The following is a 25,476-nucleotide window of genomic DNA, read 5'->3' as shown; positions in this document are numbered from 1 at the left end:
AGTCAGCGCATGCAGATCCGCGACACCGCCGTTGCCAGCCCCGACAAGCCCGCCGTCATCATGTACCCCAGCGGAACTGTGGTCACGTTCGGCGAACTCGAGGCGCGGGCCAACCGGTTGGCCCACCTGTTCCGGGACGCCGGACTGGTCGAGGGCGACGCCGTCGCGATCCTGATGGAGAACAACGAGCACATCCACGCCGTGATGTGGGCGGCACGCCGCGCCGGTCTGTACTACGTGCCGATCAACACCCACCTCACCGCCGCCGAGGTCGCCTACATCGTTGACAACAGCGGCGCCAAGGCCATCGTCGGTTCGGCCAAGCTCACCGACACGCTCGCCGGCCTGGAGGCCGAACTGCCGAACGGCCTTCCGCCGGTGCGGCTGATCGCTTCCGGAGCCGAATCGTCGGCGACAAGCGCCTCCGGAGCCCTCGATGGCTGGCAGTCCTATCCCGAGTGTGTGGCCGACAAGCCGGACACCCCGATCGCCGACGAGATCGAGGGCGACCTGCTGCAGTACTCGTCGGGAACCACCGGCCGACCCAAGGGCATCAAACGCGAACTGCCGCATGTGCCGCCGTCGGAGTCGCCCGGATTGATGGCCGCGCTGGTGTCGTTCTGGATGCACCCGGACGCGGTGTATCTGAGCCCGGCCCCGCTGTACCACACCGCGCCGTCGGTGTGGTCGATGCAGACCCAGGCCGGCGGCATCACCACCGTGGTGATGGAGAAGTTCGACGCCGAGGGTGCGCTGGACGCGATCGCCAAACACACGGTGACGCACGGACAATTCGTGCCGGTGATGTTCACCCGGATGCTGAAGCTGCCCGAGGACGTACGCACGTCGTACGACGTGTCCAGCCTGGAGCGCGTCATGCACGCCGCCGCCCCGTGTCCGGTGGACATCAAAAAGCAGATGATCGACTGGTGGGGCCCCATCATCGACGAGTACTACGCCTCCTCGGAAGCGCACGGGTCGACGCTGATCAGCGCCGAGGAGTGGCTGACGCACCCAGGTTCGGTGGGCAAGCCGCTGACGGGCGTCATCCACATCGTTGGCGAGGACGGCCAGGAACTCCCGCCCGGTCAGGCCGGTGAGATCTACTTCGAGGGCGGCTACGACTTCGAGTACCTCAACGATCCCGACAAGACCGCGTCCTCACGTCACCCTCAGGGCTGGAAGACGGTCGGCGACATCGGATATCTCGACGAGGACGGCTACCTGTACCTCACCGACCGCCGGCACCACATGATCATCTCCGGTGGGGTGAACATCTATCCACAGGAAGCCGAGAACCTGCTCGTCACCCACCCGAAGGTGATGGACGCCGCGGTGTTCGGCATCCCCGACGACGAGATGGGCCAGCGGGTCAAGGCCGTCGTGCAGACCGTCGACCCCAGCGATGCCACCGAAGAATTCGGGCGCGAGCTCCTTGACTGGCTGCGTGACCGCCTGGCGCACTACAAGTGTCCGCGGTCGCTGTCGTTCGAGCCGCAGCTGCCCCGCACCGACACGGGCAAGCTGTACAAGCAGGAGCTGATCAAGAAGTACTCGTGAACGATCCGGTCGAACTGGCGGGCGGTATCCGCGTCGCCGTCGGAACTCCGTCCGACGAAGCCACCTTCACGCTGACCGAAGACGACGTCGACGACCGCCGGGCCGTCACCGTCGCGTCGGTGCGTGACGCACTCGCCGAGCTGGAGCAGCGGTGCGGCCGCTGGCCGGTGGCGGCCGCCGTCTGCGACGACGTGCTGCGCGCGTTCGACGCCGCCGGTGCCACCTTCACCGGGGTGGTCACCGAGTCACTGGCGTATTCGACGTTGCAGTCGGGTCCGGAGTTCGCGCGCTGGCTTGCCGCGCGTGGACCCGCGCAGGTGCCAAGGACGCCGGATCCGGTTGTCGCGCAACGGGACGGCAACCTTCTCACCATCCGGTTCAACCGCCCGCAGCGACACAACGCGTTCTCTACCGACGCCAGGGCCGCGCTGTTGGACGCGCTCGAGGTGGCCCGGCTCGATCCGTCCGTCGACGAGGTGGTGCTGGCCGGCAACGGCCCGTCGTTCTGCAGCGGCGGCGATCTCGCCGAGTTCGGGTCGTTCACCGATCCGGCCTCCGCCCACGTGGCCCGCACCCGGCACAGCCCGGCGCTGGTGCTCGACGAGATCACCGCACGTCTGGGCCGCGCTTGCCGTGCCGAGATCCACGGTCAGGTGCAGGGCAGCGGCCTGGAGATGGCCGCGTTCTGCGGCACCGTGAGCTGCGACGCAGACGCGGTGCTCGGTCTGCCCGAGCTGGCCCTCGGTCTGATTCCCGGTGCCGGCGGCACGGTCAGCATCACCCGGAGGATAGGGCGTTGGCGCACAGCGTATCTGGTGCTGTCGGGCCACACCGTCGACGCCGCCACCGCACTGCGGTGGGGCCTGGTCGACTCCGTCGTGTGAAAACCGGCACGCGTGAGCCGCGCCCGATCCGCTAACCGGAGCGGCGCAACGTGACCCGGTAGGCGTACTGCTCGGGCAGAAACTGGCTGACCGCCAGCTCCACCGGGCGGCCCCGGTGGTCGGTGTAGAGCCGGTCCACCCGCAGCATCGGATGCCCGGGTGCGCAGCCGACCGCGGCGGCGGTCCTATCGTCGGCCGGCGCGACCGTGATCGATTGCGCCGCTTCGGCGATGGGGCTCTCCAGGTGCGGTCCGAGCAGACCGATGACGGTGTGCGTGCTGACCGCGCCGGTGGCCAGGTGGGGTGATTTCAGCACGGGCGCGGCGACACCCGGCGGGAGGTGAACCGTGGTGTGACCGAACGGCACACCGTCGTGGACCCGACGGAACCGCACCGTGTGAACGACGTCCCCGTCCTGTCGCAGCCTGCTGGCGGCGTCGATGTCGACCCGGCGATGCAGCCCGTCGACCACCTCCATCGTGGTGTCGACCGACAGGCTCATCAGATCCTCGATCGAGCCGAGCTGCCGCAGGTAGCGCCGGCCCTGGTCGCGGGCGTAGCTGCCGCGCCCGGGCACCCGGTACACCGCGCCCTCGGCGACGAGATCCTGGAACGCGCGACGGACCGTCTGCCGGGACAGGCCGTGGCGGGCGACGAGTTCGGACTCCGTCGGCAGCCGGGTGCCGTCGGGATACCGGCCCGCGACGATCTCCTCCCGAAGCCGTTCGCGCAGAACCTGATAGGCCGGCGGCATCAGATTCCGCCCCGGGCCACCAACTGTTCGGCGATGACGTTGCGCTGGATCTCGTTGGTGCCCTCACCGACGATCATCAGTGGGGCGTCACGGAAATAGCGCTCCACGTCGTACTCGGTGGAGTAGCCGTACCCCCCGTGGATCCGCACCGCGTTGAGCGCGATCTCCATCGCGACCTCGGAGGCGAACAGCTTGGCCATTCCCGCCTCCATGTCGGCGCGCTCGCCGCTGTCGTAGCGGTCGGCGGCGTAGAGCGTCAGCTGCCGGGCCGCGCTCAGCTTGGTCGCCATGTCGGCCAGGTAGTGGCCGACGGCCTGGTGCTTCCAGATCGGCTGCCCGAAGCTCTCCCGGTCCTGCGCATAGGCCAGGGCGTCGGCCAGCGCGGCCGAGGCCACCCCGAGAGCGCGGGATGCAACCTGGATCCGGCCGGTCTCCAGGCCTTTCATCATCTGCGCGAAGCCCTTGCCGGCCACCCCGCCGAGGATCGCCGACCGCGGCACCCGGCATCCGTCGAACGACAGCTCGCACGACTCCACCCCCTTGTATCCGAGCTTGGGCAGATCACGCGACACCGTCAACCCCGTGGTGGGGTTGTCCACCAGCACCACCGAGATGCCGGCATGCCGGGGGGTGGCGTCGGGGTCGGTCTTGCACAGCAGCGCGACCAGGCCGGAACGGCGCGCGTTGGAGATCCACGTCTTGGCGCCGTCGACCACCAGGTCGTCACCGTCGGCCCGGGCGACCGTCGACATCGCCTGCAGGTCCGAACCACCACCTGGCTCGGTCAGCGCCATCGTTGCCCGCAGCTCCCCGCCGGCCATCGCGGGCAGATAGCGTTGCTTCTGCTCGTCGGTGCCGAACAGCGTCAGCAACTTGGCCACCACGGTGTGCCCGCCCATGGCGCCGGCCAGGCTCATCCAGCCGCGGGCCAGCTCCTGGGTGACCAGCACATAGCACCGGGTCGACACCGGCGCACCGCCGTGGGATTCCGGGACCGCCAGGCCGAAGATGCCGATCTGCTTCATCTGCTCGATCCACGCCGCCGGGTAGGTGTTGGCGTGCTCGACGTCGCGGACGGTCGGCTTCACCTCCCGGTCGACGAACGTACGGACCGTCTGCACCAGCATGGCCTCTTCGCTGCTCAATCCCTCGACCATCCACAGCCTTTCCGTGTCGTGAAGCTGCCGTAAATGTACGGCCATTTACGTCCGTCATGTTGACACGCTGTTCTGGGTCCTGCCAGCATGACCCGCTGTGACTTTGTACGGCCAAATCGCGAGCGGTCCGTTCTTCGACCAGTTGGAGATAGGGCAGGTCTTCGACACGGCCCCCTCCATGACGTTGACCGCCGGCGTGGCCGCCACCCATCAGGCGATCCTCGGCGACCGGCTCCGGTTGCCCCTCGACGCCGAGCTGTCCCACTCGGTCACGGGCGCGACGGCGCCGCTGGCTCACCCCGCCCTGGTGTGCGACGTCGCGATCGGCCAGTCCACGTTGGCGACCCAGCGGGTCAAGGCCAACCTCTTCTACCGCGGCCTGACGTTCTACCGCTACCCGGTCATCGGCGACACCCTGTTCACCCGCACCGAGGTCGTGGGTCTTCGGCAGAACACGGCGAAACCGGGGCGAGCGCCCACCGGCCTTGCCGCACTGCGCATGACGACAATCGACGGGGTCGGGCGACTGGTGCTGGACTTCTACCGGTGCGCCATGCTGCCGCTGAGCGGCGACACCGTGCAGACCGGGCACGCCGACGATCTGTCCGCCATCGGTGCCGGCGAAGGGCCCGTGACCGACCCGACCGCCGACTGGGACGCCGAGATGTTCCGGGCGCGAGTGCCGGGCCCGCACTTCGACCCCGCGCTCGCCGGCGCCGTCCTGCGCAGCACCGCCGACGTGGTCAGCAGTGCCCCCGAACTGGCCAGGCTGTCCTTGAACATCGCAGCCACCCATCATGATTCACGGGTCGCCGGCCGGCGCCTGGTGTACGGCGGGCACACCATCGGCCTGGCCCTGGCCCAGGCCGCCCGGTTGCTGCCCAACCTGGTGACCGTGCTGGGCTGGGAATCCTGCGACCACACCGGGCCGGTGGATGAGAACGACACGTTGTACAGCGATCTCACGATCGAGGCGGCTGAGCCGCTGCCGGGCGGGCGGGGCGGGGTGCTGCGGTTGCGGTCCGTGGTCTACGCGGCCGGACCCGACGAGGACCGCCAGGTGCTGGACTGGCGGTTCAGCGTGCTGCACTTCTGATCACAATGGTGTGGTGACACCCGTGCGCATCCCTGCCGCCGTGCTCGACCGGGCAAGCTCGGTCGCCCGCGACGTGGGCGCGCGCACCGGGATCACCGTCGACGCAGCGGAACTGCTCGGCGGCCGGGCCGCACTGCTGGGCCTGCGCTGCGGCGACCGGATCTCCGCAGGCGGGGCCACCCGGCTGATGGCCGCCCGCGACGGCTGGTGCGCGCTGACCCTGTCCCGCGGCGACGACGTCGCCGCGGTCCCCGCGCTGACCCAGACTGACGATGTGATGACCGACCCCTGGCGGGCGGTCGAGCGCTGCGTGCGCGACCTCGGGGTGACCGGCTTCGCCGAGCGGGCGCGGCTGCTCGGCCTGCCCGTCGGCGTCCTCGGTGAAACCGCGCCTGCCGCACCGGTTCTGCGCGCCTTGGGGCCGCGGGCACAGCCGGCCTCGGCGGCGGGGCTGCTCGTCGCCGACCTGTCCTCGATGTGGGCCGGCCCGCTGTGCGGCCGGTTGCTCGCGAGCGGGGGCGCCACCGTCGTGAAGGTGGAGAGCGCCGCCCGCCCGGACGGGACACGGCAGGGACCCCGCGATGTCTTCGATTGGATGAACGCCGGAAAGCTCTCTTACCACGCTGATTTCGCGCACCCCGGGCCGCTACGCCGGCTGCTGGCCGCGGCCGACGTGGTGATCGAGTCCTCCCGGCCCGCGGCACTGCGCCGGCGTGGCCTGAGTCCGGACAGCGTGCCCGTACGTGCCGGCCGCACCTGGATACGGATCACCGGTCACGGAACGGCGGACGGCCGCGCCGACTGGGTCGCGTTCGGCGACGACGCGGCGGTCTCGGGCGGTCTCGTCGGCGGTACCGCGCAGGCGCCGCGGTTCTGCGGGGACGCGATCGCCGACCCGTTGACCGGGCTGCACGCAGCCCGTGCGGTGCTCGAATCGCAGGCCAGAGGCGGCGGGGAGCTGGTGGAGATGTCGATGGCCGCGGTCGCCGCGACCTACGCCGAACTGCCCCGCGACCGCGAAATCGACTGCACGACAGCGCCGCCGAACCCGAGTCGCGGCCCAGCGCCGGGCGCGGACAACGACGCCGTCGAGCGTCTGGTCGCCGAACGGCTGGCCGGATCGTGCTGATCCGGCGGGCGAGGCTGCTCGACGGCACCGCGACCGACCTACGCGTCGGCGAGCGCATCCTCGAGGTCGGCGCAGGGCTGACGCGCCGGCCCGGCGAACCGGAGTACGACGCCGCCGGCGGCGCCGTGCTGCCGGGCCTGCACGACCACCACATCCACCTGCGCGCGGCCGCGGCCGCGCTGCACTCGGTCCGGGTTGGTCCCGAGGTGGTGCACACCAGGGCCGAGTTGGCCCGGGTGCTGGCCACCGCGCCGGTGGATGCGCACGGCTGGATCCGTGCGGTCGGCTACCACGACGCCGCCGCCGGACCGCTGGACCGGCACGTGCTCGACGACGTCGCGCCGTCGGTTCCGGTGCGGGTCCAGCACCGCAGCGGCGTGCAGTGGATCCTGAACAGTGCCGCGCTGCACCGCGTCGGGCTGACGGACCATGCCGACGGTCGGCTGCCCAGCGCCGACGCCGGCTGGGCGGCCGAGCTGCGTCAGGAACCCGACCTCGCCGGCCTGAGCGCGCGACTGTGCCGGCTCGGCGTCACCGGGGTCACCGACGCCACACCGGATCTCGCCGATCCGGACCAGCTGCCCAAGCAGATGTCCCAGCGAGTCCGGTGGCTGTCCCCGGGCAAGCGCATCCTGCACGATGACGCGCTCGACCTCGATGAGGTGAGCGGATGGATCGCCGACCGGCGCGCCGCCGACGCGCCGGTCGCGGTGCACTGCGTCACCGCCGCCCAGCTGGTCGTGACGCTGGAGGCGTTGCGCCTCAACGGCATTCATCCGCTCGATCGTATCGAGCACGCCGCGGTGGTGCCCGACGGGACGCTGGCCCAGCTCGCCGCCGCGGGGGTGACCGTGGTGACCCAGCCGAACTTCGTCGCCGAACGCGGCGACCAGTACCTCACCGACCTCGACGCGGCCGAACACCACGAGCTGTGGCGCGTCGCCTCGCTGACCCGCGCCGGGGTGACGGTGGCGCTGTCCACCGACGCGCCGTTCGGCGACCTCGATCCGTGGGCGGTGATGCGCGCTGCCGTGCACCGCACCACGCCGTCCGGCCGGGTACTGGGCGACGGTGAACGTGTCTCGGCGGCAACGGCGTTGACGATGTTCCTGGGCGCGCCGGACCGGCCGGCCGTCCCGAGGCGGATCGAGCCCGGCGCGGCCGCCGATCTGTGCATCCTGTCCACCCCGCCGCCGGCCGCGCCCGCCGAACTGGACGCCGCTGCCGTGGCCGCCACGGTCATCGGCGGCAGGCTCGTCTATGAGCGCCGGTGAGTGTCAGGCCGCCGCGGGCGCGAACGCCGTCCGTAGCAGCGCGCACTGGCTGTTGAAGAACGACTGTGACACAGACGCTTTCGGCGCGATTCCGTCGAACCCGTGGAAGGCGCCGTCGACGACCATCACCTCGCACGGCACGCCGGCCTCCCGCAGTCGCTCGGCGTAGGCCAGGTCCTCGTCGTGGAACAGGTCGAGGGTGCCGACGCCGATCCATGCCGGCGGGAGCCCGGCGAGATCCTCGCGGCGGGCCGGGACCGCCTCGGTCGGATCGGCGTCCTTGAGGTAGGCCCGCCAGCCGAAGCGGTTGCTCGACTGGTTCCACAGCCGGTGTCCCGGGTGGTCGAGCCCGTGGCGGTCCACCGTGCGGTCGTCGATCATCGGATATACCAGAACCTGTGCGGCGACCGGGATCTCACCGCGGTCGCGGGCCAGCAGTGCCAGCGCGGCCGCCAGCCCGCCGCCGGCGCTGGCTCCGCCGATCGCGACGCGTGCCGGATCCACCGACGGCAGCCGCGACAACCAGCCCAGCGCGGTGTAGCAATCCTCCAGCGGAGTCGGGTACGGATGTTCGGGTGCCAACCGGTAGTTCACCGACGCGACCGTCGCGCCGAGTTCCCGCGCGAAACGCCGGCACAGCACGTCGTCCTGGGCGGCGTCGCCAATGACGTAGCCGCCGCCGTGGATCCACAGCAGCGCCGGTCCCGGGCAGGGCGCCACGCCGCGGGGACGGAACAGCCGCACCCCGACCCCGGAGGACAGCGTCAGCACCTCGATATCGTCGGGGGCGTCGCCGCTGCGCCACATCAGCCGGGACGCCGCCCGCATGAACGGCAGCGTGACCGGCGTGATCATCTGTCTGGGCAGGATGCGGGCACTGCGGCGCAGTTCGGGGTGGAAATTTATGCGGGGCATCCGACAAGTATGCGTGTGCGGTGACGGCTTCCGTCAGCGAAGTAGCGGGTCTCGCGGCAGTCCGAGGATCCGCTCGGCAACCGTGTTCCGGGTGATCTCCGAGGTTCCCCCGGCGATGGTCATGGCCCGGTTGCCCATGTAGCTGCGGGTCAGCTGCGGGATCTGCTCGGTGACCGCCGCGGTGCCGGCCAACTCGAACGCGAGCTCGGTGAGCCGCTGACCCGACTCGGCGACCAGCAGTTTGGTGACGTTGCCTTCCGGTCCGGGCTCGGCGCCGGCGATCGCCCGGGTGGCCCGCCGCAGATTGAGCAACCGGAGCGTGTGCAGCTCGGCGATCACCTCGCCGGCGCGGCGCACGTAGCCCGCCGCCGTCTCCGGTGCGCTGTCGAGCAGCTTGATCAGATGGTCGGGGGTGGTGCCGGTCGGGGCGCCGGAGCCACCGCCGATCGAGACCCGCTCGTTGCCCAGCGTCGCGCGCGCGACCAGCCAGCCCTTGTTGACGTCGCCGACCACATCGGCGTCGGGCACGAAGACGTCGTCGAAGAACACCTCGTTGAAGTGCGAATCACCGGTGAGCCCGCGCAATGGGTTCACCGTGACGCCCGCGGCCGTCATGTCGATCGCCATCATGGTGACCCCGGCGTGCTTCGGAGCATCAGGGTCGGTGCGGACCGTGGCCAGGCCCCACTGACACATGTGCGCCAGGCTGGTCCACACCTTCTGCCCGGTCACCCGCCAGCCGCCGTCGACCTTCTTGGCCGAGGTGCGCACCGCCGCGGCGTCCGACCCCGCGCCCGGCTCGGAGAAGAGCTGGCACCACATCACCTGGCCCCGCAGCACCGGTTCCACCCAGCGCTCGCGTTGCTCCTCGGTGCCGGCCTGAGCGATCGTCAGTGCCACCCACCCGGTGATCCCCATGTCGGGACGGTCGACGTCGGCGAACTCCTCCTCGATGACCAGCTGCTCCAGCACGTTCGCGCTGCGGCCCCACGGCCGCGGCCAGTGCGGGACAAGATATCCGGAGTCGACGAGGTGGTCGCGCTGGCGGTCGACGGGCAGGGCCCGGGTTTTCGCCGCGGCCTCGCGGGCCTGGCTGCGGTACTGCTCGGACTCGGGCGGCAGCGTGAACGACGCGCCGTGGGCCTGGCCGCCGCGCTGGGCGTCGACGACGTCGAGCACCGGGTCGGCGCCGTCGGCCGCCAGCGCCGCCAGGGTGCGCGCCCGCCGCAGATACAGGTGCGCATCGTGTTCCCAGGTGAACCCGATACCTCCGTGTAGCTGAATGTTGTTCTGCGCGTTGAATACCTGCGCGCGGTTGGCCAGCGTGGCGGCCACCGCGCCGGCGAACCAGGAACTGTCGAGGTCCTCGGCCCGGGCGGCATCCCAGGTGGCGGCCGTGGCGACCTCGGCGGCCACCAGCATGTTGGCGGCGTGGTGCTTGACGGCCTGGAAGGTGCCGATCGTACGGCCGAACTGCTCGCGCACTTTCGCGTACTCGACGGCCATGTCCAGTGCCGCCCAGCTGACACCGACGGCCTCGGCCGCGGTGAGGATGCGGAACACCGTCCGGGCATTGCGGGCGGCGTCGCGCAGCACCCGTTCCTCGGGCACGGCGACGTCGTTCAGCGTCACGTCGCCGATGCGACGGGTGGTGTCCAGGCAGTCGAGTGGGGTGATCGTGACACCGGTGGCATCGGGGCCGGCGTCGATGATCACCACGTCCGGACCCGCGACCAGCACCAGCACGGACGCGTCGGGGGCGCCGAGCACCGCGGTGGCCTTTCCGGTGACTGTCAGGTCGGCGCCGACGGCGACGCCGTCCGACACGCCGAGCGCCGCGACGGTCTCGCCGCCGGCCAGGCCGGGCAGCAGTGCGGCCCGAACGGAATCGGGCGCGCACCGGTCGATGACCACGGCCGCGGCGGCGCTGGACAGGAACGGGCCGGGCGCCAGTTGCCTGCCCAGGCACTCCGCGACGACGGAGAGTTCCGGCAAACCGAAGCCCGCGCCGCCGAACTCCTCGGGGAGCGCGAGCCCGGTCCAGCCGAGTTCGACTGCCGCCGACCAGATGTCGGCCGGACTGGGGTCGCCGCCGTCGAGAGTGGCCCTGGCCTTGGCCAGGGTCTGCAGACGCGTGAGCTGGCCGGCCGCGGACGCGGCGAGATCCTGGTGGTCCTCGGTGATGGCGAGTTTGGACGCGGTCACGGACTTACTCACGGTGAGCCTCACTGCTGAAGGTGTCGGTCGGCAACCGACGTTATCGCGCGCCGCACCGGTCCCATATCTGTGATGCCGGTCACAAATTGACTACGGCCAAAACATGAATAGACAACTTCGCCCAGATTGTCGTTTGGTTTCCGCGCGCGGGGGTACGCTCGCGCAATGACGGAACGGCCGGCCACCCGGTATCCCGGACCTACTCTGACTACCCGCCTGCAATGGTTGCGCAACGCCGGCCCCTCCGACTACCTGCTGGCGATGAGCGTGGCCTCGGCGTCGCTGCCGGTCATCGGGAAACACCTTGAGCCACTTGGCGCACTGACCGCCGCGGGGATCTGGGGCACCCGACACGCCCCCGATTTCGTCGGCGCGCTGGCGAAGTCGCTGGTGACGCCGAACGACGCCGAGAAGAAGAAGCAGGAACGGGACTGCACCAACGCGGTCACCGAGGCCGCGCTGCGCGATGTGGTGGGTCCCAAGGATCTGGAGATCGAGTGGCCCGCCGCCGAGCGCACCCCGCCGGTCTGGAAAATGCGTGAGCACCGCCGGCACGTGCACCGGAGCTCGGTGCGCTACGGTCCGCGGCCGGGGCAGTTGCTCGACGTGTGGCGCCGGGACGACCTGCCGGCGGAGCCGGCGCCGGTGCTGATCTTCGTGCCGGGCGGGGCCTGGGTTCACGGCAGCAGGATGCTGCAGGGCTACGCGTTGATGTCCCATCTAGCCCAGCAGGGCTGGGTGTGTCTGTCCATCGACTACCGGGTGGCGCCGCACCATCCGTGGCCCGCCCACATCAGCGACGTCAAGACCGCGATCGCATGGGCCAGGGCCAATGTCGACCGGTTCGGCGGCGACCGTAACTTCGTTGCGATCTCCGGGACCTCGGCCGGCGGCCACCTCGCCGCGCTGGCCGGGTTGACCGCCAACGACCCCGAGATGCAGGGCGAGCTGCCCGAGGGTTCGGACACGTCGGTCGACGCGGTGGTCGGCGTATACGGCCGCTACGACTGGGAGGACAAGTCGACGGTCGAGCGGGTCCGCTTCATGGACTTCCTGGAACGGGTCGTGGTCAAGCGCAAGTTCGACAAGCATCCCGACGTGTACCGCAAGGCCTCGCCGGTGGCGCGGGTCCATCCGGAGGCGCCGCCGTTCCTGGTCGTCCACGGCACCGGTGACAGCGTGATCCCGGTGGCCCAGGCCCAGAGTTTCGTCGAACGTCTGCGCGGCGTCTCCCGTTCGGTGGTCGGCTATGTCGAGCTTCCCGGCGCGGGCCACGGTTTCGACATGACCGACGGTGCCCGCACCGGAGCCGCGGCGACCGCAATCGGCTTGTTCCTCAACCACATTCACCGAAACCGGAGCCTCATCGGGGCCAAAGAGGTTATATAGTCACCTCCGGTGCGGAAGGTGGCGCGGTGAAGAGGCTTCGTGGCTGGGACGCTGTGCTGCTGTACAGCGAAACCCCCAACGTCCACATGCACACGTTGAAGCTCGCCGTGATCGAGCTCGACGATCTCGGCGGGGCGCACTTCGGTGTCGAGGAGCTGCGCAAGGTCATCCACAGCCGGCTCTACAAGCTCGACCCGTTCCGGTACGAGCTGATCGACATCCCGTTCAAGTTCCACCATCCGATGTGGCGGGAGAACGCCGAGGTCGACCTCGAGTACCACGTCCGGTCCTGCCGGGCCGACGCGCCGGGCGGCCGTCGCGAGCTTGACGAGGCGGTCGGCCGCATCGCGAGCACCCCGCTGGACCGCAGCCGCCCGCTGTGGGAGATGTATCTGATCGAGGGCCTGGCCGGCGGCCGCATCGCGGTGCTCGGCAAGATCCACCACGCGCTGGCCGACGGTGTCGCGTCGGCGAACCTGCTGGCCCGCGGCATGGATCTGCAGGACAGCCCGCAGGCCGACCGCGATTCCTACGCCACCGATCCGGTCCCGACCCGGGGGGAGCTGGTGCGCACGGCGTTCGCCGACCACATGCGCCAGATCGCCAAACTGCCCGGCGTGGTGCGGTACACGGCTGCGGGGGTGCGGCGTGTGCAGCGCAGCGAACACAAGCTGTCCCCGGAGCTGACCCGGCCGTTCACTCCGCCGCCGTCGTTCATGAACCACATGATCGATGCGACCAGACGCTTCGCCACCGCGACGCTGTCACTCGACGACGTCAAACACACCGGCAAGCAGCTCGGGGTCACGATCAATGACATGGTGCTGGCGATGTCGGCCGGCGCGCTGCGAAAGTTGTTGCTGCGCTACGACGGTCGCGCCGACCACCCGCTGCTGGCGTCGGTGCCGGTGAGCTTCGACTTCTCCCGCGACCGGATCTCGGGCAACTACTTCACCGGTGTGCTGGTCAGCCTGCCCGTCGACCTCGAGGACCCGCTGAGCCGGGTCAAGGCCGCGCACGTCGCCGCGGCCGCAGGCAAGGAGAGTAACAACCTGATCGGGCCCGAACTGGTCAGCCGGTGGTCGGCGTACTTCCCGCCCGCCCCGGCCGAGGCGATGTTCCGCTGGCTGTCGAACAAGGACGGCCAGAACAAGGTGATGAACCTGCCGATCTCGAATGTGCCCGGCCCGCGGGAGCGCGCCCGCGTCGGCGGTGCGCTTGTCACCGAGATCTACTCGGTCGGGCCGCTGACCGCCGGCAGTGGACTCAACATCACGGTGTGGAGTTACGTCGACCAGATCAACATCTCGGTGCTCTCCGACGGGACCACGCTCGAGGATCCACACGAGCTGACCGCGGCCATGCTCGAGGAGTTCACCGAGATTCGCCGCGCGGCGGGGCTTTCCGCCGAGCTCACGGTCGTCGAGTCGGCGATGCCCAACGACGTCGCCCACTGACGCCGAAATCGCATTCCACGCGCCCAAATTCGCTCGCGGGCCGCGCGGAATGCGATTTCGGCGGAACTCAGGCGGCTGCCGCGGGCTAACTGGCCTTGTCGGCAACCTGACGGGTGGCCATCACCCAGGACAGGAACTCCTCGACGGCCTGCGCCGTGTAGTGCGCCCGCGGCGAACCGTAGTAGAAGTCGAAAGCATGTTGGGCGTGCGGGATCTCGGCGTAGACCACCGGGGAGTTCGACACGTCGCGCAGCGCGTCGGCGAACTCACGGCCCTCCGGCACCGGAATGATCGAGTCGTCCTGGCCGTGCAGGATGAAGAACGGTGGCGCATCGGGGCGCAGCCGGTACATCGGCGACGCGTCGACGTACTCCTGCCGGTGCCGCGCGATCGGCCTCTTGACGACGAACCGCTGCAGGAACGCGATGAACTCCCTGCGGCCGCTGCCGCGCGCGGACACCCAGTCGTAGCGGCCGTAGATCGGAACCGCCGCCGCCACCGAGGTGTCGGCGTCCTCGAAACCGGGCTGGTACTGCGGATCGTCGGCGGTCAGCGCCGCCAGCGACGACAGGTGCCCGCCCGCCGACCCGCCGGTGATCGCGACGAAGTCCGGGTCTCCGCCGTATTCGGCGATGTGCTCCTTGATCCAGGCCAGCGCGCGTTTGACGTCGACGATGTGATCGGGCCAGGTGTGGCGGGGGCTGACCCGGTAGTCGATCGACACGCAGATCCAGCCGTGATCAGCCAGGTGGCTCAACAGCGGGTAGGCCTGCGGCCGGCGCATCCCGATCGCCCACGCTCCGCCCGGAACCTGAAGTAACACAGGGGCTTTCCCGTCACGGGGCAGATCGGCCCGGCGCCAGATGTCCGCCTTGTTGACTCGCAGCGGCCCGTACTGCACGACGCTCTCGACGTACCGACGGCGGATCACGTCGTTGGGGAAGACGCCGACGTAGCGACGCCTGGCCGGGCGGGCCTTCTCGGCGATCCGCTGGTAGTTCTCGCCGAGCGCCTCGCGCAGCGGATCCTCGAAGTACGGCTGCGAGCCGACGTTGCGGCGGTGGATCAGATACAGCAGAGCCCAGGCGACCGCGGTCAGCCCCAACGCGATCCGGCCACGCGGACCACGGAAATCGCCGCGGATGCCGCGCCGGAGCGCGTCGAGCATCGAACCGGCCAGGTACACCGGCGACATCTCCGAGGTGGGCCAGCCGAATGCGAATACCGGGATGGTCGGATAGCCGTCGCGCGCCAGCGGGCGGACCCCGTTGGCGGCGTTGAGCAGCTCGGCGACGGCGCGCAGCAGCGGCCGGCGCTTAGGCATTATCAGGCATTCTTGACGCGTTCCTGCAGGTCCTTGCGGGAGATCTTGCCGGTGATGCTTCGCGGCAGCTCATCGAGAATCGTGATCTCCCTGGGCACTTTGTAGTTCGCGAGGTGGTCGCGGACGTGTTGCTTGAGTGTGTCGGGGGTAGCCGCGGCGCCGGGCTGCAAAACCACGAACGCCTCCAGGCGCTGGCCGAACTTCTCGTCGTCGACGCCGAGCACCGTCGCCTCGGCCACGTCGGGATGGGCGGCCAGCGTCTTCTCGACCTCGATCGGGTAGACGTTCTCACCGCCGGAGACGATCATCTCGTCGTCGCGGCCCACCACGAACAGGCGGCCGTCCTCGTCGAGGTAGCCGAGGTCGCCCGACGACATGAACCCCTCGTGGAAGTCCTTGCCTTTCCCGGTCGACCCCTTGGTGTAGCCGTCGAACTGCGTCGAGTTCCGCACGTAGATCCCGCCCACCTCGCCGGTGGGGACCTCGTGGAAATCCGCGTCCAGGATCCGGATCTGGGTGCCTTCGGCCGGCCGGCCCGCGGTGTCGGGCGCGGCCCGCAGGTCGCGCGGTGTCGCGGTGGCGATCATGCCGGCCTCGGTGGCGTTGTAGTTGTTGTAGATGACGTCGCCGAACCGGTCCATGAACTTGATGACCACGTCGGGGCGCATCCGCGAACCCGATGCCGCCGCGAATCGCAGTGAGCGGCCGCTGTACTTGCCGAGCACCTCCTCGGGCAGCTCCATGATGCGGTCGAACATCACCGGCACCACGCACAGCCCGGTGGCGCGGTGCTTGTCGACGAGCTCGAGGGTCGCCTCCGGGTCGAACTTGCGGCGGGTGATGATCGTGCACGCCATGGACGCGGCGAAGGCCAGCTGCGAGAAGCCCCACGCGTGGAACATCGGCGCGACGATCACCACGGGCTGCTCGGCGCGCCACGGGCTGCGGTCGAGGATGGCCTTGAGCACGCTCGGGTCGCCGCCGGAGTGTTTGGCGCCCTTGGGCGTTCCGGTGGTGCCCGAGGTCAATAGGATGACCCGGCTCTTGGCCAGCGAGCGCACCGGCTCCTGTCCGGTGTGCGCGTCGATCAACGCCTCGACCGTGTGCCGGTCGGTCGGCCCTTCGGTCCACGCGACGATGCGGGTGGTGTCGGGTCGTCCGGCCAGCGCGCGGTCGACCGTCTCGGTGAACTCCTCGTCGTAGATGACCGCGACGGAGCGGCCCTCGCCCTCGCGATCCATCACCTCGGCCAGCGCGGGCCCGGCGAACGAGGTGTTGAGCAGCAGGACGTCGGCGCCGATTCGGTTGGCCGCGATCAGCGCGTCGACGAAACCGCGGTGGTTGCGCGCCATCAGCGCGATCACCTCGGGCTGGCCGCCGGGCTGCGCCTGCAGTGCGGCGGCGAGAGCGTCGGCGCGCCGGTCGATCTGGCGCCACGTCAGGATGCCGAGTTCGTCGACCAGTCCGGCCCGGTCCGGGCAGCGCTGGGCGGCCGCGGCGAACCCGGACGTGATCGCCATGTTCTCGCGCTGCATCGCGCCGGTGATGCGCAGGTACTTGTCGGGCCGCATCGGTGCGATGACGCCGGCGCGCACCATCGTCGAGACCAGGCCGAGGGCGTTGGTGACGGAGTCGGTGATTCCCATGGGCACCTGGCTCAGCCCAGCACCGGGAGCCGGCGCTCTCGGGCCAGTTCGTCGAGGGCTCGCTGCATCACCCGCCGCACATGAGCGTCGACCTCGTCGATGTCGGGATCCTCGCCGAACTCGGCGACGATGTCGATCGGCGGCAGCGCCTTCATCGTGATCTTCGACGGCAGAGGCACGTTCAATGGCAGCACCACCGACAGGCCGAACGGGAAACCGAACGACACCGGCACGATCTTGGCGCGGAACGCCCGCGCCACCGGACCCAGTGCTTTGGCCACCTCCGTGCCGCGGGTCAGGAACAGCTGACTCTCCTGGCCGCCGATGCCCACCGTCGGCACGATCGGGACACCGGCGTTCAACGCCGCCTTGACGTACCCGGTGCGCCCCCCGAAGTCGATCTTGTTTGCGGCCAGTGTCGGACGGTAGACGTCGTAGTCACCGCCGGGGAACACCACCACGACACCGCCCGAGCGCAGCGCCTCGTCGGCGTTGCGGTGATTGGCCGGGATGAAACCGGTCTTCTTGAAGAAGGCGCCGGTGGGGCCGACCATCAGCATGTCGTGGCTGAGCGTGTAGACCGGCCGGTCGAAGCCGAACTTGTCGTAGAAACCGCTGGCGAAGACCGGCACGTCCATCGGGAACAACCCGCCGGAGTGGTTGGATACCACCAGCGCGCCACCGTTCGGGAAGTCCTCCAGCCCGCGCACCTCGGCACGGTGCCAGCCCTTGAGGAACGGCTTGAGGAGGCCCATCACCCGCTCGGTGAGCACGGGATCCCACTTGGTGATCTCGGACGTCTCGATGTCGGTCTGGTCGTCGGTCGCACCCACGGCGGCCCCCTCAATACTGGAACGTGTTCTAGTTTTGCCAGTGTACCCACTGCTCATGGCCGTCGAAGCGTGCCTATGAGCAGCGTCACTGACCGAAGAAACCAGTACCGGTACGGGGCCGTCAAGCTCGGTCGCCCGATCGCAACCTTGATCTTGATCAGGCGGGTGCCGCCGACAGCTGGGCCCTCACCGCGCGGGTCAGGTCATCGGCCAGGATCTCGGGCGCTCCGGCGAACAGGCCGTCGAGCGCGAGCTCGGCGACCACGGCGGGGTCCGTCTTCTGCTCGGCAGGGATGTCGCTGACCATGTCGGTGTCCATGTAGCCCACGTGCAACGCGGCGACGTGGACTCCGCGCGGCGCGAGCTCCTGGCGTACCGCGTCGGTCATCGCCCACCCGGCGGCCTTCGCCGCGGAGTACGCCCCGCTGGTCGGCGGGTGCAGCCACGACAGCACCGAGAGCACGTTCAGGATCGAGCCGCCCCCGTTGCGTTCGATGACCGGCGCGAACTCCCGGATCACGGCCAGGGTGCCGAAGTAGTGCGTCTCCATCTCCAGCCGGATGTCGTCCAGAGGGCCGTCGAGCAAACCGGCGCTGGTCGACACACCGGCGTTGTTGATCACGACGGTGACGTCCGGGGCCAGTTCGGCGGCACGGTGCACCGATTCCGGATCGGTGATGTCGAGCGGGATCGGCACCACCCCGGGCAGGTCGATCGTCTCGGGTCGCCGGGCGGCTGCGTAGACCTTGGCGCCGCGCGCCACGAGCTGCTCGGCGAAGCGTCGGCCGAGGCCCCGGTTGGCTCCGGTGACCAGTGCGGTGAGGTGTCCTGTGTTCGTCATGTCGACCTCAACACCGCGGCACCGCCGCGCAGTCCCCGCCGGCGAGGAATTGCAGCTGGCTGGTAGTCCGAAACGCCCGACGGATCCGGACCGCCCACTGTAGGTTCGAATCACTGTGGCGGAACCCGGTCGGGGGATTCCGCCACAATGATTTTCGGGGCGGGTGTTGTCGAGGCCCGGTGGGCCGTGCCCGAAGTAGGCAGTAGGGCAGCAGGAAAAGTCATGTTCCCGGTCGCGGCGGCCGACGATACTCGGAGACCGTGACCGACGATTCTTCGCCTGGGCACGCGGCTCTGCGTCGCCGCGACCGGCTCCGCGAACTCCTCGACGCCGTCACCGACTCGTCCAACGGCGATGTCGGCGACATGGCCCGCAGTAGCTACAGCTCGGAATTCCACTTCTCCCGTGAGGTCCGACGGTTGACCGGGGAATCGCCGGCGGCACTGCGGCGCAGGGTGATGCTGGAGCGCGCCGCCTGGCGGCTGCAACGCGGCGAGCCGGTGTCCGCCGTGGCCGCGGACGAGGGCTGGTCGTCGGCCGAGGTGTTCTCCCGGGCATTCCGCCGCACGTACGGCCGGCCGCCGTCACAGGCCGGCGAGATCCACTTCCGGCTCCCGGCGCCCAACGGCCTGCACTTCCATCCGCCGCAGTCACTGTGGCTGGACAGCGATCCCGGCGAACCAGGCGCTGCGCACGCGCCCGACATCGCGGCGTTGATGGTCGAGCACGACCTCGCCGACACCGCGCATCTCATCGAACGGGCCGCGCAGCTGACCGCCGATGAGTGGGTGGCCGAGATCGCGCACGGGCAGACGGTGCTCCACTGGGACGGCCCCGAACCGAGTGTGGGCGCGGTGCTCGGCGCGATCGTGTGGACCAAGGAGGTCTGGCTGGCCACCATCGCCGGTGACGACTTCCCGTCACGCAGCGCCACCCGACCCGAGTCCGTCACCGCCGTCGAGCTGGCCGCGCACCACGACGGCCTCGCAGCGCGCTGGCGGGCGATGGTGGCGGAGTACACCGCGGCCGGACGGCTGGGGGACACCGTGATCGACGCGCTCTGCGACCCGCCGGAGTCCTTCCAGCTCTACGGCATCGTCGCGCATGTGCTGACGTACTCGGCGCACCGCCGCGAACTCGCCCGCACGATGCTGGCGCGCCTCGGCGCGACGAGCCGGTGCGGCGACCCGCTGGATTGGATGAGGGGAGATCAGTGAGCACCGTCTACTACACCGCCTCGAGCCTGGACGGGTACATCGTCGACGAGCACAAGAGCCTGGACTGGCTCACGTCCCGCGACATCGACGCCGACGGCCCCTTCGCCATCGACCCGTTCCTGGCGTCGGTGGGGGCGTTGGTGATGGGTGCCGACACCTACGAGTGGATCCTGCACAACCACCCGGGCGAATGGATGTACCCGCAGCCGTCCTGGGTGCTGACCCACCGGCCGGGCCTGATCGCCGACGGCCATGACGTGCACACCTTCGCCGGCGACGTCACCGAGCTGCACCCGACCTTGGTGTCGGCGGCAGACGGCAGGGACGTGTGGGTGGTCGGCGGCGGGGACGTCGCCGCCCAGTTCGTCGCCGCGGGTCTGGTCGACGAGGTGATCGTGTCCTACGCGCCGTGCACGTTGGGCGCCGGATCGCCGGTGCTGCCGCTGCGTTCGGAATGGAAGCTGGTGTCCTCGGCGGTCAACGCGGACTTCGTGTGCGCCCGCTGGCGCCGCGCCTGACCGCGAGCAGACGCAAAATCGCACTCCTGGGGCCTTCTCCGTGCGACTTTGTGTCTGCTCGGCGATGAGTTCCGGGTTTGGCGGAGGTCGGAACCGGCATGACCGATAACCAGGGCCAGATTCAGGACACCATCGAGCGGTGGGTCGCGGCGATCCAGGCTCGTGACCATGACGGAGTGCTCGCCGCGCACACCGACGACATCGTGATGTTCGACGTGCCCCGCCGTGCCACGGGATCCACGGGATCGACGCCTACCGTGACTCCTGGCCACCGTTCTTCGAATTCCTCGCTGGCGGAGCGGTGTTCGAGCTCGTCGACCTCGACGTCGTCGCCGGTCACGACGTCGGGTTCGCGTACGCGCTGCTGCGCTGCGGCCGGCCCGAGCAGCTCGAGGCCAAACCCGGTGAGCGGTTGCGCGTCACGATGGGCCTGCGCAAGGTGGACGGCCGGTGGCTGATCGCCCACGAGCACCATTCGTTCCCGATCGAGACTGAGCAAGGGTCTGGGTGCGGCTGACACTCCCGGCCGGATGACGCCCAGCAGACACAAAGTCGCACGCCCACCGCGGTGAGCGTGCGACTTTGTGTCTTCTCGCGCTAGGACGTCGGCGGCGTGTAACCGAACGGCAGCAGGATGCTCTTGGGCTCGCAGTAGGCCTCGATGCCCTCCCAGCCGTTCTCGCGGCCGATGCCCGAGTTCTTGAAGCCGCCGAACGGCGCACACGGGTCGAACGCGTACATGTTCACCGCGTAGGTGCCGGTGCGGATCCGCCGGGCGATCTTCAGCGCCCGGTCGTTGTCGGTGGTGTACACCGACCCGGCCAGGCCGTAGACCGAGTCGTTGGCGATGCGCACCGCGTCGTCCTCGTCCTCGTAGGGGATCACCGCGAGCACCGGGCCGAAGATCTCCTCCTGCGCGATGGTCATCGAGTTGTCCACGTCGGCGAACACCGTCGGCTGCACATACCAGCCGCTGTCCAGGCCCTCGGGACGTCCGCCGCCGGTGACCACGCGGGCGCCCTCCTCGATGCCCTTCTTGATGTAGCCCTCCACGCGGTCGCGTTGCTTCTCGCTGATCAGCGGGCCGATCATCGCGGCCGGATCGTCGGGCAGGCCTGGGACCATCCCGGCCACCGCGGCGGCCAACTTTTCAACGACCTCGTCGTAGCGCGAACGCGGCGCCAGGATGCGGGTCTGCCCGACGCAGGCCTGGCCCGAGTTCATCAGGCCGGAGAACACCAGCATCGGCAGCGTGGAATCCAGGTCGGCGTCGTCGAGGATGATCGCCGCAGACTTGCCACCGAGCTCCAGCGTGCACGGCTTGAGCTTGTCGGCCGCGATCTTGGCGATCTCCTTGCCGACACCGGACGACCCGGTGAACGTGTACTTGTCCAGATTCGGGTTGGCGGTCAGCGCCTGACCGGTCTCCGGGCCGCCGGGCACGATCGACAGCACGCCTTCGGGCAGGCCCGCCTCGACGAACATCTCCGCCATCGCGAATACCGACAGCGGTGTCTCGGAGGCCGGCTTGAGCACCACGGTGCAGCCGGCCAGCAGCGCCGGGCCGAGCTTGTTGGCGGCCAGGAAGAACGGCACGTTCCACGCCGTCACGGCACCCACGACACCGACGGGCTCACGCACCACCAGGGTCTGGCCGTAGACGCCGTCGCGGATGTCCTGCCAGGTGAACGTGTCGGCGGCCCCGGCGTAGAACTGGAACGACGACATCGCCGCGCCGTACTGCATCATGTCGACGATCGTCGGCGGCTGGCCGGTCTCGGCGGCGAGCAGGAACTTCAGCTCGTCGGCGCGCTCCTCCATGATCTTGACGGCGCGGCCCAGCACCTCGGCGCGCTGCTGTGGCGTCATCTGCGGCCACGGACCGTTGTCGAACGCCTCGCGGGCGGCCGCGCAGGCGGCGTCGACGTCGGCCGCCGAGGCCAGCGGCACCTTGCCGACGACCTCGCCGGTGGCGGGGGAACGCACCTCGATGACGTCCGAGGTGGCCGGCTCGACCCACTTACCGCCGATGAACAGTTTGTCCCATTCGGTCCGAAACGCAGTGCTCTGTGTCATAGGCGTCACACTACCGACGGATAGGTCAAACGAGAACCTGTTGCAAGACAGCCTCAAAACGGCTGCAACACCAGCACCAGATTGCTCACCAGGAATTCCCGCACGCCCGGCACCTTCGTCAGTCCCCAGGCCCATCGCGGGTGGTAGCGCGGAAATGCGGCGATCAGCGCGCCGGTGCCGCGCGCCCAGCGCAGCCCGTCGGCGGCGTGCACGGCGAACAACGACGAGCCGTAGTCATTCTTGGGTCGGTGGCCGTGTGTGCGGGCGTACCGGTCAGCTGCCCGGCGACCACCGAGATAATGCGTGAGGCCCATCTCGTGCCCGCCGAACGGCCCGAACCAGACGGTGTAGGACAGCACGGCGAGCCCGCCGGGCCGCGTCACCCGCAGCATCTCCTCGCCGAGCCGCCACGGCTCGGCGACGTGCTCGGCGACGTTCGATGACAAGCACACGTCGACGCTGTCGTCGGCGAACGGCAGCGCGGTCCCGGAGGCCCGGACGAACGTGCCGGCCCGACCGTGGGTGCGGGGTGCGGCGGCGTGCATCTCCCGGGGGTCGGGTTCGACGCCGATGTAGCGGACGCCGGCCTCGGTGAACGCCGACGCGAAATAGCCCGGCCCGCCGCCGACGTCGAGCAGCGTCAGTCCGGTGGGCGCCGTGCCTTTGGCCGACTGCCACAGGTCGCCGACCATCGCGACGGTGTCCGCGGCCAGTGCGCCGTAGAAGCGGTCCGGCTCACTCTGCTCGAACCGGAACGCCGCGAGCAGCCGCGCCGAGCGGGACAGCGTCGCGCGTTCGGCGAAGCGGTCGGTGGCGGGCACCCGGTCACCCTACTGATCACCGGGCTAGGCTGGCGGGGATGTCTGACCTGCCCGATCCCGTGTGCTCCTCGCGTGCGCAGGTCCGTTCCGTGCTGCTGCTCTGCTGGCGTGACACCGGCCACCCGCAGGGCGGCGGCAGCGAGGCCTACCTGCAGCGCATCGGTTCCCAGCTCGCCGCGTCGGGCACCCGGGTCACGCTGCGCACCGCCCGCTACCGCGGCGCGCCGCGGTGTGAGGTGGTCGACGGCGTGCAGATCCAGCGCAGGGGCGGGCCCTACAGCGTGTACGTGTGGGCGGGGCTGGCGATGGCCGCCGCGAAGATCGGACTGGGGCCGATGCGCCGCATCCGGCCCGACATCGTGGTGGACACCCAGAACGGGCTGCCGTTCCTGTCCCGGCTGGTGTACGGCCGCCGGACGGTGGTGCTGGTGCACCATTGCCACCGCGAGCAGTGGCCCGTCGCCGGGCCGGTGATGAGCCGCATCGGGTGGTTCGTCGAATCGCGGCTGTCCCCGCGGCTGCACCGCCGTAACCAGTACGTCACGGTGTCGCTGCCGTCGGCCCGCGACCTGGCCGCGCTGGGCGTGCACCCGGACCGGATCGCGGTGGTGCGCAACGGTGTCGACGCGGCGCCCGAACACACGCTGGCCATTCCCCGTTCGGAGACTCCGCGCGTCGTGGTGCTCTCGCGGCTGGTACCGCACAAGCAGATCGAGGATGCCCTCGATGCGGTGGCGCGCTTGCGCACCCGCGTCCCCGATGTTCACCTGGACGTGCTGGGTGACGGCTGGTGGGCGCAGCGGCTGGTCGACCATGCCGGGCAGCTGGGGATCTCCGATGCGGTCACCTTCCACGGCCACGTCGATGATGCCACCAAACACGCCGTGCTGCAACAGAGTTGGGTACATGTGCTGCCTTCCCGGAAAGAGGGTTGGGGCCTGTCGGTGGTCGAGGCTGCGCAGCACGGTGTGCCGACCGTCGGTTACCGGTCCTCGGGCGGGCTGACCGACTCGATCGTCGACGGGGTCACCGGGATGCTGGTCGACGACTGCGATCAACTGGTCGACGGTCTGGAGCGGTTGCTCACCGACGGGGTGCTGCGCGAGCAGTTGGGCGCCAAGGCCCAGGTGCGCAGCGGCGACTTCTCCTGGCGCCAGAGCGCCGACGCCATGCGCGCCGTGCTCGACGCGGTGCGTGCCGGCGTGCCGGCCAGCGGCGTCATCTGATCACGGCGCGCGAATTCCGCTCTTATCGCGGACAGCAGCGCGAATGGCCATTAACATAGCGCCATGCTCAGTGTGGTGCGCCGGATCCTGGGCTACGAGATGACCGTCGCCGAGTGGATCGGGACCGCGCTGTTGGTCGGCGCGCCGTACGGGATTCTCGGGGTCCTGGTCACGGTGCTGCGGCCCGACCACGTCGCGGCAGCGGACGGTGGACTCAAGGTCTTCGCGGTCGCCGGCTCGCTGCTGTTCTGGCCCATCCTGCTCGTACGGGCGTGTGTATCTGATGAGCGGCAACAGGATTCAGATCGAGCGGCGCACCGCACGCTGGAGCGACGAACCGGTGCGAGTCGGCGACGCGATGGACTTCTGGTCGTTCGCCGCCGGCGCGGCCAACGTGATCATGCAGATGTCGCGTCCTGGAGTGGGTTACGGCGTCGTGGAGAGCAAGGTCGACTCGGGCAACCTGCTCAAGCACCCGTGGAAGCGGGCCCGCACCACCTTCCAGTATCTGGCCGTCGCGATCTTCGGATCCGACGATGACCGGGCCGCCTTCCGGGCAGCCGTCGACGGCGCACACCGGCACGTGCAGTCGGGACCGTCAAGTCCGGTGCGCTACAACGCCTTCGACCGCGATCTGCAGATGTGGGTGGCCGCGTGCCTGTTCGTGGGGCTGGAAGACACCTACCAGCTGCTGCGCGGCCGGATGACGCCCGATCAGGCCGAGCAGTTCTACCGCTCGGCCTGGACGCTCGGCACCACGCTGCAGGTCGGCGCCGACCAGTGGCCGCCCACCCGTGCGGAGTTCGACCAGTACTGGGACTCGGCCTGCGAGCAGGTCCAGATGGACGATGTGGTGAGGTCCTACCTCACCGAGCTGATCAATGTGACGATGATCAATCCCGTTCTGGGACTGCCTTTCCGGCCGCTGTTGAAGTTCCTCACCGCGGGCTTCCTGGCCCCGGTTTTCCGCGACGCGCTCGGCGTTTCGTGGGGTGGCGGGCGGCAGTGGTGGTTCGAGCAGCTGTTCCTGTTCGTCGCGTTCGTCAACCGCTTCCTGCCCGGCTTCCTTCGCCAGGGCGGCAGTCACATCCTGCTCGCCGACGTCCGCAGGCGCGTCCGCGCCCACCGGCGGCTGGTCTGAG

The 25,476-nt window shown here is 69.7% G+C and carries 23 protein-coding genes; 12 read left to right on the top strand and 11 right to left on the bottom strand.

The features are described 5' to 3' along the window. The first annotated feature begins 9 nt into the window (after window positions 1-9). Both fadD4 and ACXMYJ_RS08860 read left to right on the top strand, forming a co-directional pair. On the top strand, window positions 10-1,560 hold the full coding sequence (gene fadD4, locus ACXMYJ_RS08865; protein WP_443187533.1) for a fatty-acid--CoA ligase FadD4: 1,551 nt from the start codon (window positions 10-12) through the stop codon (window positions 1,558-1,560). Next, window positions 1,557-2,444 (top strand): enoyl-CoA hydratase/isomerase family protein, encoded by an 888-nt coding sequence (locus tag ACXMYJ_RS08860; RefSeq protein WP_443187534.1) that lies wholly within the window; start codon window positions 1,557-1,559, stop codon window positions 2,442-2,444. Before fadD4 ends, ACXMYJ_RS08860 begins: the two co-directional genes overlap by 4 nt. A gap of 31 nt (window positions 2,445-2,475) precedes the next feature. Here the strand turns inward: ACXMYJ_RS08860 and ACXMYJ_RS08855 are convergent, their stop codons facing one another. Both ACXMYJ_RS08855 and ACXMYJ_RS08850 read right to left on the bottom strand, forming a co-directional pair. Then, window positions 2,476-3,198 (bottom strand): GntR family transcriptional regulator, encoded by a 723-nt coding sequence (locus ACXMYJ_RS08855; RefSeq protein ID WP_443187535.1) that lies wholly within the window; start codon window positions 3,196-3,198, stop codon window positions 2,476-2,478. Then, window positions 3,198-4,355, bottom strand: coding sequence for an acyl-CoA dehydrogenase family protein (locus ACXMYJ_RS08850; RefSeq protein WP_460355482.1), 1,158 nt, complete (start codon window positions 4,353-4,355; stop codon window positions 3,198-3,200). The genes ACXMYJ_RS08855 and ACXMYJ_RS08850 overlap by 1 nt, the downstream gene beginning before the upstream one ends. A gap of 178 nt (window positions 4,356-4,533) precedes the next feature. Between ACXMYJ_RS08850 and ACXMYJ_RS08845 the strand changes: the two genes are divergently transcribed. The 3 genes from ACXMYJ_RS08845 to ACXMYJ_RS08835 are packed head-to-tail and all read left to right on the top strand — an operon-like array spanning window position 4,534 to window position 7,854. After that, window positions 4,534-5,451, top strand: a complete 918-nt coding sequence (locus ACXMYJ_RS08845; RefSeq protein ID WP_460355537.1) for a hotdog family protein — start codon at window positions 4,534-4,536, stop codon at window positions 5,449-5,451. A gap of 13 nt (window positions 5,452-5,464) precedes the next feature. Next, window positions 5,465-6,580 (top strand): CoA transferase, encoded by a 1,116-nt coding sequence (locus tag ACXMYJ_RS08840; protein ID WP_460355480.1) that lies wholly within the window; start codon window positions 5,465-5,467, stop codon window positions 6,578-6,580. Next, a complete protein-coding gene (locus tag ACXMYJ_RS08835; protein ID WP_460355477.1) occupies window positions 6,574-7,854 on the top strand; it encodes an amidohydrolase family protein in 1,281 nt (426 codons plus the stop codon). The genes ACXMYJ_RS08840 and ACXMYJ_RS08835 overlap by 7 nt, the downstream gene beginning before the upstream one ends. A gap of 3 nt (window positions 7,855-7,857) precedes the next feature. Here the strand turns inward: ACXMYJ_RS08835 and ACXMYJ_RS08830 are convergent, their stop codons facing one another. Together ACXMYJ_RS08830 and ACXMYJ_RS08825 are read right to left on the bottom strand one after the other, a co-directional pair. Next, entirely contained in the window at window positions 7,858-8,769 is a 912-nt protein-coding gene (locus ACXMYJ_RS08830; RefSeq protein ID WP_460355475.1) for an alpha/beta hydrolase, read from the bottom strand. A 33-nt stretch (window positions 8,770-8,802) separates the two neighbouring features. Next, on the bottom strand, window positions 8,803-10,974 hold the full coding sequence (locus ACXMYJ_RS08825) for an acyl-CoA dehydrogenase (RefSeq protein WP_460355535.1): 2,172 nt from the start codon (window positions 10,972-10,974) through the stop codon (window positions 8,803-8,805). 177 nt (window positions 10,975-11,151) lie between these two features. Here ACXMYJ_RS08825 and ACXMYJ_RS08820 point away from each other — a divergent pair, with 177 nt between their 5' ends. After that, a complete protein-coding gene (locus ACXMYJ_RS08820; protein ID WP_443187538.1) occupies window positions 11,152-12,375 on the top strand; it encodes an alpha/beta hydrolase fold domain-containing protein in 1,224 nt (407 codons plus the stop codon). Window positions 12,376-12,401: 26 nt separating this feature from the next. Continuing rightward, a complete protein-coding gene (locus ACXMYJ_RS08815) occupies window positions 12,402-13,832 on the top strand; it encodes a WS/DGAT/MGAT family O-acyltransferase (protein WP_260756338.1) in 1,431 nt (476 codons plus the stop codon). Between the two features lie 85 nt (window positions 13,833-13,917). On the opposite strand, the gene ACXMYJ_RS08810 is transcribed toward ACXMYJ_RS08815, so the two are convergent. The 4 genes from ACXMYJ_RS08810 to ACXMYJ_RS08795 all read right to left on the bottom strand — a co-directional run bounded on the left by ACXMYJ_RS08810 (window position 13,918) and on the right by ACXMYJ_RS08795 (window position 18,476). Next, a complete protein-coding gene (locus ACXMYJ_RS08810) occupies window positions 13,918-15,156 on the bottom strand; it encodes an alpha/beta hydrolase (protein ID WP_260756339.1) in 1,239 nt (412 codons plus the stop codon). A gap of 2 nt (window positions 15,157-15,158) precedes the next feature. Then, window positions 15,159-16,802: an acyl-CoA ligase FadD12 gene (gene fadD12 / locus ACXMYJ_RS08805; RefSeq protein ID WP_460355472.1), complete on the bottom strand. Its 1,644-nt coding sequence runs from the start codon at window positions 16,800-16,802 to the stop codon at window positions 15,159-15,161. An 11-nt stretch (window positions 16,803-16,813) separates the two neighbouring features. Then, window positions 16,814-17,557 (bottom strand): 1-acyl-sn-glycerol-3-phosphate acyltransferase, encoded by a 744-nt coding sequence (locus tag ACXMYJ_RS08800; protein ID WP_443187583.1) that lies wholly within the window; start codon window positions 17,555-17,557, stop codon window positions 16,814-16,816. A 235-nt stretch (window positions 17,558-17,792) separates the two neighbouring features. Then, the gene (locus tag ACXMYJ_RS08795; RefSeq protein WP_443187540.1) at window positions 17,793-18,476 is read right to left on the bottom strand and encodes an SDR family oxidoreductase; all 684 of its coding nucleotides are present in this window, start codon (window positions 18,474-18,476) and stop codon (window positions 17,793-17,795) included. Between the two features lie 260 nt (window positions 18,477-18,736). On the opposite strand from ACXMYJ_RS08795, the gene ACXMYJ_RS08790 reads away from it, so the two are divergent. The 3 genes from ACXMYJ_RS08790 to ACXMYJ_RS08780 all read left to right on the top strand — a co-directional run bounded on the left by ACXMYJ_RS08790 (window position 18,737) and on the right by ACXMYJ_RS08780 (window position 20,728). Then, on the top strand, window positions 18,737-19,693 hold the full coding sequence (locus ACXMYJ_RS08790) for a helix-turn-helix domain-containing protein (protein ID WP_313901365.1): 957 nt from the start codon (window positions 18,737-18,739) through the stop codon (window positions 19,691-19,693). Then, window positions 19,690-20,211, top strand: coding sequence for a dihydrofolate reductase family protein (locus ACXMYJ_RS08785; RefSeq protein WP_260756342.1), 522 nt, complete (start codon window positions 19,690-19,692; stop codon window positions 20,209-20,211). The genes ACXMYJ_RS08790 and ACXMYJ_RS08785 overlap by 4 nt, the downstream gene beginning before the upstream one ends. Window positions 20,212-20,446: 235 nt before the next feature. Continuing rightward, window positions 20,447-20,728, top strand: a complete 282-nt coding sequence (locus tag ACXMYJ_RS08780) for a nuclear transport factor 2 family protein (protein ID WP_460355532.1) — start codon at window positions 20,447-20,449, stop codon at window positions 20,726-20,728. An 80-nt stretch (window positions 20,729-20,808) separates the two neighbouring features. Here ACXMYJ_RS08780 and ACXMYJ_RS08775 read toward each other — a convergent pair whose 3' ends face one another. Both ACXMYJ_RS08775 and ACXMYJ_RS08770 read right to left on the bottom strand, forming a co-directional pair. Continuing rightward, entirely contained in the window at window positions 20,809-22,287 is a 1,479-nt protein-coding gene (locus tag ACXMYJ_RS08775) for an aldehyde dehydrogenase (RefSeq protein ID WP_443187541.1), read from the bottom strand. A gap of 53 nt (window positions 22,288-22,340) precedes the next feature. Beyond that, complete coding sequence (locus tag ACXMYJ_RS08770; RefSeq protein ID WP_443187542.1) at window positions 22,341-23,108, bottom strand: class I SAM-dependent methyltransferase; 768 nt, start codon at window positions 23,106-23,108, stop codon at window positions 22,341-22,343. Window positions 23,109-23,146: 38 nt separating this feature from the next. On the opposite strand from ACXMYJ_RS08770, the gene ACXMYJ_RS08765 reads away from it, so the two are divergent. After that, window positions 23,147-24,334, top strand: a complete 1,188-nt coding sequence (locus tag ACXMYJ_RS08765) for a glycosyltransferase family 4 protein (RefSeq protein ID WP_460355468.1) — start codon at window positions 23,147-23,149, stop codon at window positions 24,332-24,334. A 92-nt stretch (window positions 24,335-24,426) separates the two neighbouring features. Here ACXMYJ_RS08765 and ACXMYJ_RS08760 read toward each other — a convergent pair whose 3' ends face one another. Beyond that, window positions 24,427-24,591: a hypothetical protein gene (locus ACXMYJ_RS08760; protein WP_460355465.1), complete on the bottom strand. Its 165-nt coding sequence runs from the start codon at window positions 24,589-24,591 to the stop codon at window positions 24,427-24,429. A 26-nt stretch (window positions 24,592-24,617) separates the two neighbouring features. Here ACXMYJ_RS08760 and ACXMYJ_RS08755 point away from each other — a divergent pair, with 26 nt between their 5' ends. After that, window positions 24,618-25,475, top strand: a complete 858-nt coding sequence (locus tag ACXMYJ_RS08755) for an oxygenase MpaB family protein (RefSeq protein WP_460355462.1) — start codon at window positions 24,618-24,620, stop codon at window positions 25,473-25,475. Window position 25,476 lies beyond the last annotated feature (1 nt).

The sequence above is a fragment of the Mycobacterium sp. ZZG genome, assembly GCF_054786995.1.
The sequence above is the reverse complement of the archived record's forward strand: the minus strand, read 5'-3'. Positions and strand labels throughout refer to the sequence as shown.